A 12,871-nucleotide genomic window follows, 5' to 3' on the forward strand; every position below is an offset into this window, starting at 1 on the left:
CTCCTTTGACTTTAAGAAATGAAAAACTTATGAGATAATTACTTCAACTTTTAAAATACGTAGAAAGGATGGCGTTTTTTTATGAATTCTATTTTAAAAGATAAAATTATTCATGCAAGCCAAGATCTAGGCATCGATAAAATCGGATTTACAACAGCTGCACCTTTTGATCATCTCAAACAAAGTTTAGAAGAACAAAAAGTAAATGAACATACGACTGGCTTTGAGCATCCGATTATTGATGAACGCCTCTATCCTGACCAAATTTTTAATCAGCCTCAATCCATTATTTCAATTGCATTAGCATATCCATCACGTATTAAAACGCGCCCAAAAAGCATTCGTGGTGAAAAACGAGGTAAATTTGCGCGTGCGTCATGGGGCACTGACTATCATCACATTTTGGAGGATCGCTTACAAAAGCTCATCACCTTCATTAAAGAAGAAGCGGATCAAGATCAAACTTTAACATTCAAACCCATGGTCGATACTGGTGAACTAATTGATGTTGCCGTTGCGCAACGTGCAGGCTTAGGTTTTATTGGCAAAAACGGTCTCTTGATTACTGAAGAATTCGGCTCGTACGTTTACTTAGGTGAAATTATCACCAATATTCCTTTTGAACCTGACACACCGATTGAAAATAAGTGCGGTGAATGTACAAAATGTATTGATCTTTGTCCAACATCTGCTCTATTAGGTGATGGTCGGATGAATGCCAGACGCTGTTTATCCTATCAAACACAAACAAAAGGCTACATGCCTGAAGAATTTCGCCCCAAAATCAGAACCATTATTTATGGCTGTGACATTTGCCAAGAAGTCTGTCCTTACAATAAAGGTAAGGATTCGCATTTTCATGAGGAAATGGAACCCGATCCTGAAGTTGTAATGCCATTATTAAAACCACTCTTAACCATTTCAAACAAAGAATTCAAAACAAAGTTTGGTTATCTAGCCGGATCATGGCGTGGCAAAAAACCGATTCAAAGAAATGCCATTATTGCCCTCGCAAATGCTCGAGACAAAACCAGCATTCCAAACTTACTTCGTTGTATTGAAGAAGACCCTCGACCTATGATTCGAGGTACCTCTGCTTGGGCACTCAGTATGATTGATCCCAACAATGAAGAAATTTTAGCGTTCTTAAAATCTGTTTTAACACAAGAAACAGATGAAGAAACGCAACACGAACTACTGACTGCCATTCAAAAAATGGAAAAAACAATTAAAGGAGAATCTTAATGAAAACAAAAGAAACACTAAATAGTTTAAACCCATATGTGCCAGGGAAACCTGTCGCAGATGTTTTAAAAGAATACGGCTTAACGTCAGCTGTTAAATTAGCTTCAAATGAAAATCCCTATGGTTATTCAAAACAAGTCAAAGAAACCATAGTAAATGGCTTAGATCACTTAGAAATATATCCTGATGGTGGTGCTGTTCAGTTAAAAGCTGCATTAGCTAAATTTTACAATCTCGCACCAGAACAATTTCTAGTAGGCTCTGGCTTAGACGAAGTCATCCAAATTGTTTCCCGTGCTTTACTAAATACAGGTGATTCAATTATTATTGCTAGTCCTTCATTTCCTCAATACGCACACCATGCTGTCATTGAAGGTGCGACTGTTAAAAAAGTACCGGTCATTGCTGATAGTGGTTTAATGGATTTAGAAGGTATGCTTGCGGCGATTGATGACACAACTAAAATTATTTGGCTATGTAACCCAAACAACCCAACTGGAACCTATATTAAGCAAAATAAAATCGAAGAATTTTTAGCTCGCGTTCCTGAAGATGTTCTTGTCATCAGTGATGAAGCCTACTATGACTATGTAACCGCAGAAGAACAACCGACAAGTTTACCATTTCTTGAAAAATATCCGAATCTGATGATTATGCGAACTTTTTCAAAAGCCTACGGATTGGCTGGCATTCGTGTTGGTTATGCTATTATTCCAAAAGACCTTGGTCGTTTCCTAGACATTGCGCGGTTACCTTTTAACTGTCACTCTTTAGCACAAAAAGCAGCCATCACTGCGCTTAAAGATCAAGATTTCGTGGCCTTTTCTCAAAAAGAAAATAAAATTGAACGTGAAAAGTGGGAAGCCTTTCTTGAAGATTTAGGTTTACATTACTATCACACTGAAACAAACTTTATCTTCTTTGATACCAAGCAAGATGACAAAACCATCACACAAGAACTACTATCTAAAGGTTTTATTATTCGTGGTGGATTAAAACCAGGATGGTTACGCGTGACGATTGGTAAAAAAAATGACAATCTTCGCATCCAAGATGAACTCAAACAAATACTAGGTTAAACAAGCAAAAACGGAACTCACAAACAGCATATAGCTATGTGGGTTCCGTTTTTTCTTATTTAATTCGTTTAGGGGTGCTTTCTCCATTTTCCAATAACCAACAGTTCAACATATATGAAACTAAAAGCTAAAATCAAAGTCATAACAAAGCCCAACGTTTCTGATATTTCACCAAACTGAAATTCAAAAACTGCTAAAATTAGGATTGCTAACACAATGGCTAGAAGAATAATACCTACTTTTTTCATAACTGACAGTGTATCCATCAAGCGATAGGGGTATAAAAATTCTTTTCGTTTGACTTTTTTGGCAACTTTTTCTTCATCTTTAAAATATTCTCTTGGTTCAGGACCATATAATTGCAGCAATCTTTTTTTATCATTTTTGGAAAAGAAATCCACTTTGCGTTCCAAAAAAAAAGCTATCTTATTAAATCCAGCAGCATAAATTGCGTCTTGAAATTCAGATAACTTCGCTTGATGAATGGCAAGAAAGACAATATTATCTTCGTAATATGAATTGATAATAATTTGATTGTCAGCAAAGTAAAGAGCCGTTTGATCACCGCCACTCCCGAATAATTCAGCTAATTCTTCTTTAGTCATTGGTAGTTTTACTTCATCGAAATAGGTATGCGTAAGGAAATTTTCAACGCTATATCCTTTCAATTCTATTGGTAGTGCATTAATAAATTTGAACAAGTTATAAGCATCAAAATTAACAGCATCATCATAAGTCGTTGCAAAAAAGACGTATTCATTCGGCTGATCCACAAAGTTAAAATCTAAAAAATGTGTCGATGTAAAAGTTATCATGTCGAATTACTCCTCGCTTTAACTGAATATCTTAGTATAACATGCTCGTTATAGCCTTAAAAATACTAAAAAAGCCTCAAAAGATTTCTCCTTTGAGACTCGAGCTTAATTCTTTATACCATCAATCTTTTCTAAGTTTGATTGATAAGAAAATACCAAAACCAATCATTGAAATCACCAGCACGATTTTAAAAATCGTCGGATTGATTACATATAACAGTGCCAAAATTAGAAAGACGCCTAATAAAATCGTATTCTCTTTGCGCATTGATTTATTCCTTCCTTTCTTATCAACCATAAGAGTTTAACTATTGTTGATGTCTTTTAAAATTGCATTCATTTTAATAATGATAAAAATTAACACAGAGATAATCCACATCCCCACACTAAAACCTCGTAAAAAGTCTGTAAGATGACTAGCACTCATTAAGAAACTCAAGCCAAAAGTTATCAGTCCAACCACACTAATCAGCATTGTAACTTTTAAATACTTTTTCTCTTTTGATTCACGTTTAATATTTGCTACCATTTTAATATCCTCCTTGATTAATTCATCTAAGGTCAGAGTATAAAGATCGCTTAACGCAATTAAATTATAGATATCAGGTACGCTTTTACCTGTCTCCCAATTTGAAATGGTTTGACGCGAAACGTGTAACTGATTGGAAATTTCCTCTTGGGTAAATCCCAATTGCTTGCGCTTATCTTTTAATTTTGTGGCAATATCCATTGTCTGCTCCTTACATTTACTATAATTTAGAAGAATATTTTTTTCAGCCAAAACTCCTTTACTTTCAAGGATGTCAAAGCATTTTGACAGTATATTTGAAGAAAAAACTGAAAATAATAGCTACACTGTTCATTGTATCATAAAAAAAATTACTCCGGTTAGCTTTAGATAAAAAGAAAAAAAGCAGTCTTTACGCTACAGAAAAATCAAAATCTTTCTGTACATCAAGACTACTTATTTTACTCACTTAAATAAAAAGAAACTAATCGAAATTAATAGTAGTGTCACAATACCCGAGACCATCCCTGCTACAACATTTTTCACTTTGTGATATTTCAATTCTTCTGCTACCTTTTCATCATCAACCTTTGTTTGCTCCATAAATGAAATAATTTGCGAATATGTTTTTAGGTTCTGACGTTTCTTAAGTCTTTCCACCATCCAGCAAGAAAATAACATCCAGCTACCTAAAACCAACGGAATCCACATACCTTTGAATCCCAAATATTTCATTGTTGGACCAAAAGATAACGGTGTTAAAACAATAAAAAGTGTAAAACTATACACCCAAAAATCCCACTGTTGCCTTGATATTTTACTCTTCATTATTTCCACGTCTCCCTTGACTAATTCATCCAAGGTGATATCAAACAGAATACTTAGAGCAATCAAATTATGAATATCGGGATAGGTTTTATCATTCTCCCACTTTGAAATTGTTTGTCTTGAGACATATATTTTTTCAGCCAATTCCTCTTGTGAGAGTTGTTCTTTTTCACGATATTTTTTTAATTGATGACTAAAATTCATTTGCTTACCTCCTTGTCAAATCAAGCGTACAACGTAGTACGATTTTTGTCTGTCAATTGTTGGTGACATTGAAGTTTTTCTCTAAAAAAAACCGTGTCAACATCTGTTGACATCCTTTAACAGCAGCGTTTTGAGGCGATTACTAAAACTCTTCTAAAGCAAGCGATGCCGTTTCCCATTCTTCCAAAAGATCATCTTGCGCTTGCGTTTTTTCCGCAAGTTGCTTGTTTAAATCTTGTAGTTTACCTAAATCATCCATGTGTTCAGGTTTTTCCATCTCTTGTTGAATGATTTCTAAATCAGCTTCAACTTGATGTAAGGATTCTTCGATTTTTGCAACGGCACGCTCTAAGGTGCGACGCTCACGTTGCATTTTTTTATCTTGTTCGTAATCACGTTTTGTTTCAGTGATGACTTCAACTTCGACTTCAGGTTGACCAGTTAGAAGTTCGACTTGTTCTTCCTCAGCTTTTTTCTCTAAATAATAATCATAGTCACCATGATAAAGTTTGCTGCCTGATTCAGATAATTCTAAAACACTGGTCGCAATTCGATTAATAAAATAACGGTCATGTGATACAAAAAGAATCGTGCCTTCATACTCTATTAAAGCATTTTCTAAAACTTCTTTACTATCGATATCCAAGTGGTTGGTCGGCTCATCTAAGATTAAAAAATTATCCTTATTCATTGACAGCTTTGCTAATGCGACACGAGCTTTTTCGCCCCCACTTAGTAAAGGAATCGTCTTTTTCACATCTTCACCTGAGAAAAGGAAACTACCTAAAACGGTACGAATTTCTTTTTCAGGTGTTGTCGAATGTTCACTCCATAATTCTTCTAAAACAGTTTGATTTGAGCTTAAACGTGCTTGTTCTTGGTCGTAGTAACCAATATCAACTTTATGTCCTAGCTCAATGTCGCCTTTAATTAAAGGAATCTCTTTCATAATTGTTTTTAAAAGTGTCGATTTTCCAACACCATTCGGTCCCACTAAAGCAATTGCTTCATTGCGACGAATCGCCACATTCACTGGCTCTGAAAGAATAGTCTCATCATAGCCAATCGCAACGTCAGACATTTTAAGTACATCTTTACCTGAAGGGCGTTCCGTTTGGAAAAGGAATTTCGCTGATTTTTCATCTCCCGAAGGACGATCAAGGCGGTCCATTTTTTCAAGTTGCTTACGGCGACTTTGAGCCCGTTTAGTTGTTGACGCACGTACTAAGTTACGCGCAACAAAATCTTCTAGTTTATCGATTTCAACTTGTTGTTTCTCATATTCTTTCCATTCACGTTCTAAACGTTCTGATTTTTGATCTAAGTAACGACTGTAATTTCCATGATAATGATATATTTTTTGGCGACTTAATTCATATACCTCTTGCACAATTTTATCTAAGAAATAGCGGTCATGCGACACAATCAAAAGCGCGCCACGGTAACCTTGCAAATAATTTTCTAACCAATTTAACGTGTCAATGTCTAAATGGTTAGTCGGCTCATCCAGAATTAGTAATTGCGGTTTTTCAAGTAATAAACGCGCTAAGGCTAACCGTGTTTTTTGTCCACCCGAAAGAGTACTCACGACACGTTCAAAAAAGTCTTCTTTAAAATTAAAACCATGAAGCACTGCTTTAATTTCTGACTCATAGCCATAGCCATTAATTTGATCAAATTCATGTTGTAAGGTTGAGTAACTATTTAATAATTGTTCATACTCTTGTTCGGGCATATTTTCTGATGCTGCTTCAGCAATCTTCAGCTCAAACGCACGTAATTTTACTTCCATTTGACGGACACCTTCAAAAACGGTCAGCATCTCTTCCCAAACTGTATTTTCAGATTCTAAGCCAGTATGTTGATCTAAGTAACCCATCGTTAAATTTTTAACTTTTGAGATGGTTCCGCCATCACTTTCTTCAATGTTACCTAAAATTTTTAATAAAGTTGATTTGCCCGCGCCATTACGTCCAACTAAGGCAATGCGGCTGCGGTCTTGAATTTCTAATTGTATATTTTCAAACAAGACTTCCTCGCCAAAATGACGAGCGACTTGATTCGCTTGTAGTAATATCATACGTTTCCTCCACTTGTTGCTTTCTTTGCTTAGTTTATCATATTTTTAATCACATTGTGGTTAAAAAATGATAACTGAGAAAATAGAGACACATCACAAAAAAATCTGAGATGTACATTAATGCATAAGTACTCTTATTGTATTTTTACGGTGCTCTCAAAGTAATAACACAGCCAACAAAAGAACCATCAAATGCGTTCATTGTTTTTAACAACATCTTTCTATGAAAAAGCTCAAATTCAGACAGTATTAGATACACATCTAGCCATTCTATTCGATATTTGGTAAGCATCTTTTTTGCTTTTAACTAATAGCAATAGTATTCTAGGGAAGTGAAATATTAAACAAGCTCATGTGAAGCTTAGATCTATCGGGGAGGATGATTTTAAATGAGAGAAATGGATATCCCTAAAGCAACTGCAAAACGTCTACCGTTATATTATCGTTACTTAAAGTTTTTGTTTGACTCAGGCAAACAAAAAGTTTCTTCTACAGAATTAAGTGAGGCTATCAAAGTTGATAGTGCCACTATTCGTCGTGATTTTTCATATTTTGGCGAACTAGGTAAACGAGGTTACGGTTATGATGTTGAAAATTTAATGAACTTCTTTGCGAAGATTTTAAATGAAGACACATTAACAAACGTTGCTTTAGTAGGTGTGGGGAACTTAGGACATGCATTACTGAATTATAAATTCCATCAAAGTGACAGCATTCGTATTAGTGCTGCATTTGATAGTGATCCAGATATTTATGGAAAAATTTTAGAAGGTGTACCTGTTTATCCAATTGATGAAATGGTCCAACAAATTCAAGAACAAAAAATTGAAGTTGCCATTTTAACTGTGCCTTTAAAAGTAGCACAAGAAACAGCGGATTTACTGATTGATGCTGGTGTAAAAGGAATTATGAACTTTACGCCTGATCGCATCACAACACCAGAAGATGTGTTGGTTCAAAATGTTGATTTAACAAATGAACTACAAACTTTGATTTACTTTTTATCACATTATTAATAAAAAGAGCACTCAGAGTTGAAATCAAACAAATGATTTCAATTTTGAGTGCTCCTTTTCATATCAGTAAGATCACCAGATTCATCCCAACGTGCACAACGATTGGAACCCAAATTTGTTTGGTGCGGTGATAAAGATATCCAAACCAAAATCCCAATAACAAATAGAAAATAAGGTTATTACCGTGTAATAAAGCAAAAAGCATTGCGCTGATGACCAGACTGAATTGCCAAGATAAACGCTTTTCCAAAACAGTTGGTAAACTATATCTAAAAACAATTTCTTCAATTATAGGAATACAAATTGCTGAAGCAATAATCATGAATTCTGCTGATTTTATCTGTTGTAAAGCAGCAAGCGTTGAACTCGCTTCATAAGGTTTATGACTAAAAAGCAAGAGCGCGTTAATATAGAAAAATTGTAAAATGAAGCTAACAATAATTCCGCCTACAATCCAACGTATATTCTTCTTTACTTGCATGATTGAATCATTTTCATCATTATATCTGACAAATACAAAGAGTAAAATACTCATTCCAATGATACTAATTGCAACATAGCTGATCGCCCCTAAAAGACTATCTTGTGGCAGTTTCGCCAAGAGTAGCGGACTATTGACGACAGCTAAATATATAAAACTACTGACTAATAAAAAACGTTCTTTGGTCACGCTATCTCCTCCAAAATCTTTCTTTTCTTCTATCATACGCTACCGAATCAGTTTATTCACTATCATTTTAGCAAATTACTTGCAAAAAAAATCAAAACTAGTTATGATATAGAAGTGTTAGCACTTGGCAAACAAGACTGCTAAGTGCTAGAGAAAATATTAAACAATTTGTGGAGGGATTCATCGTGTTAAAACCTTTAGGAGATCGTATTATCATCGAAGTTAAGGAAGTTGAAGAAACAACTGCTAGTGGCCTTGTTTTAACTTCTGCTTCAAAAGAAAAGTCTCAAACCGGGGAAGTTATTGCGGTCGGTGAAGGACGTACCCTTGACAACGGGACAAAATCACCAATTAGCGTCACTGTTGGTCAAACTGTCATGTTTGAAAAATATGCGGGGCAAGAAGTTAAATACGAAGGTCACGACTACTTAATCGTACGTGAACAAGACGTTGTAGCAATCGTTGAATAAAAGTACAAAACGAAACAAAAAAACTATGAGGTGAAATAAAAATGGCAAAAGACATTAAATTTTCAGAAGACGCACGCTCATCAATGATGCGCGGTGTCGATACATTAGCAGATATCGTAAAAGTAACATTAGGACCAAAAGGACGTAACGTTGTTTTAGATAAAGCTTTTGGCTCACCCCTTATTACAAATGATGGTGTGACAATCGCCAAAGAAGTTGAATTAGAAGATCGTTTCGAAAATATGGGAGCTAAATTAGTCGCTGAAGTGGCATCAAAAACAAACGATATCGCTGGTGACGGTACAACAACAGCTACTGTATTAACACAAGCAATTGTTCGTGAAGGACTTAAAAACGTAACTGCTGGCGCAAATCCAATCGGCATTCGTCGTGGGATTGAACTAGCAACTAAAAAAGCCGTTGAAGAATTACATGCAATTTCAAAACAAGTGGATTCTAAAGAAGCTATCGCACAAGTTGCCGCTGTTTCTTCTGGTAGCGACCAAATTGGTGCCTTAATTTCTGAAGCAATGCAAAAAGTTGGTAATGACGGTGTTATTACGATTGAAGAATCAAAAGGTATCGAAACTGAACTAGACGTCGTTGAAGGTATGCAATTTGATCGTGGTTACCTTTCTCAATATATGGTAACTGATAACGATAAAATGGAAGCTGTCTTAGATAACCCTTACCTGTTAATTACAGATAAGAAAATTTCTAACATTCAAGATATTTTGCCGTTATTAGAACAAATTTTACAAGAAGGTAAACCACTGTTAATTATCGCAGATGACGTTGATGGTGAAGCATTACCAACATTAGTATTAAATAAAATTCGTGGTACTTTCAATGTTGCCGCTGTTAAAGCTCCTGGCTTTGGTGACCGTCGTAAAGAAATGTTACAAGACATCGCGACACTTACTGGCGCAACAGTGATTACTGAAGAATTAGGCTTAGACTTAAAAGATACATCAATTGATGCTTTAGGAACTGCTAGCAAAGTTGTTGTAACCAAAGAACATACAACAATTGTTGAAGGTGGCGGAAACAAAGCTGCCATTGAAGATCGTATTGCATTAATTCGCTCTCACATTGCTGAAACAACTTCAGACTTTGACCGTGAAAAACTACAGGAACGTTTAGCTAAATTAGCTGGCGGGGTTGCCGTGGTTAAGGTTGGAGCAGCAACTGAAACAGAATTAAAAGAATTAAAATTACGTATTGAAGATGCGTTAAACGCAACTCGTGCTGCCGTTGAAGAAGGAATTGTTTCTGGTGGTGGTACAGCATTCGTAAACGTACTTGATAAAATTGCTGAAATTGACGCTGAAGGTGACGAAGCAACTGGTGTTAAAATTGTCCGTCGTGCTCTAGAAGAACCAGTGCGTCAAATTGCTGAAAATGCTGGTATGGAAGGCTCAGTAATTGTTGATAAATTGAAACAAGCTGACTTCGGTATGGGTTACAATGCGAAAACTGACGAATGGGTAAACATGATTGAAGCAGGTATCGTTGACCCAACTAAAGTAACACGTTCAGCATTACAAAATGCAGCAAGTGTTGCCGCATTACTATTAACAACTGAGGGTGTCATTGCAGATACGCCAGAACCAGAGATGCCTGGAATGCCTGGTGGAATGGATCCATCAATGATGGGCGGTATGATGTAGACTCTTTAAAAGAGATATATTGATATAAAAATAACCACATGAGACTTCTCGTTTCATGTGGTTTTTTGATGTGGAAAGTGATGTGATTTTATAATAATTTCCTTTTTACAGTTAGTTATGCTCTTGAATCTTTCCTTTTAGATATTCTATTTTCTCAAAATCTTTATTATTATTGTTATTTGCTCTATAACTATCTTTGCTAGACGCCAAGTAAATTTTTAGAAATGTTAACTAATAGGATTAAAGCAAATAAAGAGGACAACATTAGCATTATCAAAAAAGATGATGGTAAAAACTACTACATATATCACAATAACTCAATAGAAAAACTAGTTAAATTAACAAATAACTACCTGTCTTCTATCAAAAATATCAATATAAATGAAGACACAACTTTAACTAAATCTATGGATACTCTAGCCAAAGAGCAACAAAAATTAATAAAAAGATTAAATGAATCTAATAAAAATTTAGAAAAAGAAATTACTATCTAAACTTCTTTTTTTCTTTACACACAATGTTTACAGTGTTAACATTATTTAAGGAGGTTTATTATATGAAAAATAATTATCATAAAGAAAACTTAAAAGAAAATATATTGATTTTAACAGTCAAAATTATTAAAGAAGAAGGATACCAATCCGTATCTGTACGAAAAATCGCCAATCATTTAGACGTTTCCCCTACTGCTATTTACCGACATTACAATAGTTTAGAAGAATTATTTACACAAGCAATAGTATCAGTTTCTCACGAATTTACTAATCTCTTAAAGACGTCCCTTAAAGGGTGTCAAATTTCACCTACTCAGGAAATCGCTACTGTTGGTGTTTGTTTTGTTAATTATGCAACAACATCTAAAAACGAGTTTGATTTCTTGTTTCTAAGTAATTACAGTTTAAAAAATGTTTCTCTAAACCATAAATCCGATTATCCCTTAATTCTTTTTATGGATTCAATTATCAATCAAGCAATAAAAGAGAATAACTTTAAATACAGTAAGGAAATACTTTTTAATCAACTTTGGTGTTTTATTTTTGGGTATGCTGTTTTAGTATCAAAAAAACAAATTGAATTGAACGAAGAACTTATAGACGCTACTGTTAAAAGTTTTTTAACTAGATAAGAAATGGAGGAATTTAAATGAGTACTTTAATAATCTATGCACATCCTTATGAAAAAAGCTTTAATCATCATATTTTAAAAACTATTACAGAAAAGAACTTAAATAAAGCAGATATTATAAATTTATATGAAGATAATTTTAATCTTATCTATTCTAAAGAAGAGCTCGCTTTATTCAAGGATGGTGATACTAATAGCACTTTTATAAAAAATTATCAAAACAGAATCTCGAAAGCTTCAAATATAGTATTTATTTTTCCAATATGGTGGAATGATATTCCAGGAATTGTTAAAAATTTTGTTGATTTAGTTATGAAAAAGAATTTTGCTTACATAGATACTCCAACAGGAGTTTCAGGTAAATTAACTAACATAAAGTCAGTATCAGTAATCACTACTTCTAACTCCCCTACTTGGTACATTAAATTATTCTGTGGTAATAGTATTAATAAAGTATTTTTAAATGCGACATGTAAACAATTAGGTATAAAAAAAAGAAGATGGATTAATCTAGGTAATATAAAAAAAACTTCTTCATTAGACAAGAAGAAGTTTTTGGATAAAATTAATAAACAAATTTAAAAGCAATCAAACTCCCCTACAGACTTACTTGTATGGGAGTTTTCATTTCTATTTTATTGAAAAAAATAAAAGAATATAAAGGAGGCGATAAAAAATGAAAAATGATTGGGTAGAAATAATAGAATACGAGGAAGAAAATTGTTGGGATAAAGGAACATTAAAACAAGATGAATACGAGGATTACAAGTATATGAGCTAATTTCATAATTCACTTTTTAGAAAAGTAAACACTCGACCAATTTCAAAATCATTGTTTTTTGAAGTTAAGCGACTAGTTCTTTTCTATATTTCTCTTGTGACAATCGTTGTGCTGCAAAATTCTTTAAATTATAAGCTAGTTGAATCAATAATAGTTCAGTTGATGATGGTCGCCACTTTTTGACTGTAATAGAACGTATATCTAATTCTCTCATTAATTTTTGAACCCGTTTTAGGCTGATTTTAATCCCTTTTTTTAACAATTCTTGATAAATTTTTGGAGCCCCATATCGGCGATGTGATTTAGAATAGATTTGAAAAATAATGATCTTTAACCGCTTGTTTTCCTTTGCTTGATTTGATTCCTGTCTAGACATTATT

At 34.1% G+C, this 12,871-nt stretch carries 15 protein-coding genes and 1 pseudogene; 8 read left to right on the plus strand and 8 right to left on the minus strand.

What is annotated here, in order from left to right:
• Window positions 1–81 precede the first annotated feature (81 nt).
• Window positions 82–1,245 carry a tRNA epoxyqueuosine(34) reductase QueG gene (gene queG, locus ESZ54_RS01020; RefSeq protein ID WP_136135810.1) on the plus strand — a complete coding sequence of 388 codons (1,164 nt, stop codon included), beginning with the start codon at window positions 82–84 and terminating at the stop codon, window positions 1,243–1,245.
• Complete coding sequence (gene hisC / locus ESZ54_RS01025) at window positions 1,245–2,324, plus strand: histidinol-phosphate transaminase (protein ID WP_136135811.1); 1,080 nt, start codon at window positions 1,245–1,247, stop codon at window positions 2,322–2,324. Before queG ends, hisC begins: the two co-directional genes overlap by 1 nt.
• Window positions 2,325–2,392: 68 nt before the next feature.
• Here the strand turns inward: hisC and ESZ54_RS01030 are convergent, their stop codons facing one another.
• The 5 genes from ESZ54_RS01030 to abc-f form a co-directional block, all read right to left on the minus strand.
• A complete protein-coding gene (locus ESZ54_RS01030; RefSeq protein WP_136135812.1) occupies window positions 2,393–3,139 on the minus strand; it encodes a hypothetical protein in 747 nt (248 codons plus the stop codon).
• A gap of 121 nt (window positions 3,140–3,260) precedes the next feature.
• Window positions 3,261–3,407 (minus strand): hypothetical protein, encoded by a 147-nt coding sequence (locus tag ESZ54_RS12455; RefSeq protein ID WP_162615049.1) that lies wholly within the window; start codon window positions 3,405–3,407, stop codon window positions 3,261–3,263.
• A 36-nt stretch (window positions 3,408–3,443) separates the two neighbouring features.
• Window positions 3,444–3,869: a helix-turn-helix domain-containing protein gene (locus tag ESZ54_RS01035; RefSeq protein WP_136135813.1), complete on the minus strand. Its 426-nt coding sequence runs from the start codon at window positions 3,867–3,869 to the stop codon at window positions 3,444–3,446.
• A gap of 243 nt (window positions 3,870–4,112) precedes the next feature.
• Window positions 4,113–4,679 carry a helix-turn-helix domain-containing protein gene (locus ESZ54_RS01040; protein WP_136135814.1) on the minus strand — a complete coding sequence of 189 codons (567 nt, stop codon included), beginning with the start codon at window positions 4,677–4,679 and terminating at the stop codon, window positions 4,113–4,115.
• A 142-nt stretch (window positions 4,680–4,821) separates the two neighbouring features.
• Window positions 4,822–6,759: a ribosomal protection-like ABC-F family protein gene (gene abc-f / locus ESZ54_RS01045; protein ID WP_136135815.1), complete on the minus strand. Its 1,938-nt coding sequence runs from the start codon at window positions 6,757–6,759 to the stop codon at window positions 4,822–4,824.
• Window positions 6,760–7,148: 389 nt separating this feature from the next.
• On the opposite strand from abc-f, the gene ESZ54_RS01050 reads away from it, so the two are divergent.
• Window positions 7,149–7,775 (plus strand): redox-sensing transcriptional repressor Rex, encoded by a 627-nt coding sequence (locus tag ESZ54_RS01050; RefSeq protein WP_136135816.1) that lies wholly within the window; start codon window positions 7,149–7,151, stop codon window positions 7,773–7,775.
• Between the two features lie 58 nt (window positions 7,776–7,833).
• Here ESZ54_RS01050 and ESZ54_RS01055 read toward each other — a convergent pair whose 3' ends face one another.
• A complete protein-coding gene (locus ESZ54_RS01055; RefSeq protein WP_136135817.1) occupies window positions 7,834–8,481 on the minus strand; it encodes a CPBP family intramembrane glutamic endopeptidase in 648 nt (215 codons plus the stop codon).
• 149 nt (window positions 8,482–8,630) lie between these two features.
• On the opposite strand from ESZ54_RS01055, the gene groES reads away from it, so the two are divergent.
• Both groES and groL read left to right on the plus strand, forming a co-directional pair.
• The gene (groES, locus tag ESZ54_RS01060) at window positions 8,631–8,915 is read left to right on the plus strand and encodes a co-chaperone GroES (protein WP_136135818.1); all 285 of its coding nucleotides are present in this window, start codon (window positions 8,631–8,633) and stop codon (window positions 8,913–8,915) included.
• A 41-nt stretch (window positions 8,916–8,956) separates the two neighbouring features.
• Window positions 8,957–10,585, plus strand: coding sequence for a chaperonin GroEL (groL, locus tag ESZ54_RS01065; RefSeq protein WP_136135819.1), 1,629 nt, complete (start codon window positions 8,957–8,959; stop codon window positions 10,583–10,585).
• 111 nt (window positions 10,586–10,696) lie between these two features.
• On the opposite strand, the pseudogene ESZ54_RS12620 reads toward groL, so the two are convergent.
• Window positions 10,697–10,810, minus strand: a pseudogene (locus ESZ54_RS12620) (phosphoribosylanthranilate isomerase); the annotation flags it as partial.
• On the opposite strand from ESZ54_RS12620, the gene ESZ54_RS01075 reads away from it, so the two are divergent.
• The 3 genes from ESZ54_RS01075 (at window position 10,810) to ESZ54_RS01085 (ending at window position 12,292) form a co-directional block, all read left to right on the plus strand.
• Window positions 10,810–11,079 carry a hypothetical protein gene (locus ESZ54_RS01075; RefSeq protein ID WP_136135820.1) on the plus strand — a complete coding sequence of 90 codons (270 nt, stop codon included), beginning with the start codon at window positions 10,810–10,812 and terminating at the stop codon, window positions 11,077–11,079. The pseudogene ESZ54_RS12620 and the gene ESZ54_RS01075 overlap by 1 nt on opposite strands.
• Window positions 11,080–11,141: 62 nt before the next feature.
• On the plus strand, window positions 11,142–11,711 hold the full coding sequence (locus ESZ54_RS01080) for a TetR/AcrR family transcriptional regulator (protein ID WP_162615050.1): 570 nt from the start codon (window positions 11,142–11,144) through the stop codon (window positions 11,709–11,711).
• 17 nt (window positions 11,712–11,728) lie between these two features.
• Window positions 11,729–12,292: an NAD(P)H-dependent oxidoreductase gene (locus tag ESZ54_RS01085; protein WP_204249492.1), complete on the plus strand. Its 564-nt coding sequence runs from the start codon at window positions 11,729–11,731 to the stop codon at window positions 12,290–12,292.
• Window positions 12,293–12,555: 263 nt separating this feature from the next.
• Here ESZ54_RS01085 and ESZ54_RS01090 read toward each other — a convergent pair.
• The coding region (locus ESZ54_RS01090) for an IS3 family transposase (RefSeq protein ID WP_162615051.1) at window positions 12,556–12,871 on the minus strand (316 nt) is incomplete at its 5' end.

Origin of the sequence: Vagococcus silagei (genome assembly GCF_004795745.1) — a bacterium.
Classification (GTDB): domain Bacteria; phylum Bacillota; class Bacilli; order Lactobacillales; family Vagococcaceae; genus Vagococcus; species Vagococcus silagei.

Coding starts and splice junctions, on each gene's coding strand:
- queG (WP_136135810.1), top strand. CDS start 82: ATGAATTCTATTTTAAAAGATAAAATTATTCATGCAAGCCAAGATCTA.
- hisC (WP_136135811.1), top strand. CDS start 1,245: ATGAAAACAAAAGAAACACTAAATAGTTTAAACCCATATGTGCCAGGG.
- ESZ54_RS01030 (WP_136135812.1), bottom strand. CDS start 3,139: ATGATAACTTTTACATCGACACATTTTTTAGATTTTAACTTTGTGGAT.
- ESZ54_RS12455 (WP_162615049.1), bottom strand. CDS start 3,407: ATGCGCAAAGAGAATACGATTTTATTAGGCGTCTTTCTAATTTTGGCA.
- ESZ54_RS01035 (WP_136135813.1), bottom strand. CDS start 3,869: ATGGATATTGCCACAAAATTAAAAGATAAGCGCAAGCAATTGGGATTT.
- ESZ54_RS01040 (WP_136135814.1), bottom strand. CDS start 4,679: ATGAATTTTAGTCATCAATTAAAAAAATATCGTGAAAAAGAACAACTC.
- abc-f (WP_136135815.1), bottom strand. CDS start 6,759: ATGATATTACTACAAGCGAATCAAGTCGCTCGTCATTTTGGCGAGGAA.
- ESZ54_RS01050 (WP_136135816.1), top strand. CDS start 7,149: ATGAGAGAAATGGATATCCCTAAAGCAACTGCAAAACGTCTACCGTTA.
- ESZ54_RS01055 (WP_136135817.1), bottom strand. CDS start 8,481: ATGATAGAAGAAAAGAAAGATTTTGGAGGAGATAGCGTGACCAAAGAA.
- groL (WP_136135819.1), top strand. CDS start 8,957: ATGGCAAAAGACATTAAATTTTCAGAAGACGCACGCTCATCAATGATG.
- ESZ54_RS01075 (WP_136135820.1), top strand. CDS start 10,810: ATGTTAACTAATAGGATTAAAGCAAATAAAGAGGACAACATTAGCATT.
- ESZ54_RS01080 (WP_162615050.1), top strand. CDS start 11,142: ATGAAAAATAATTATCATAAAGAAAACTTAAAAGAAAATATATTGATT.
- ESZ54_RS01085 (WP_204249492.1), top strand. CDS start 11,729: ATGAGTACTTTAATAATCTATGCACATCCTTATGAAAAAAGCTTTAAT.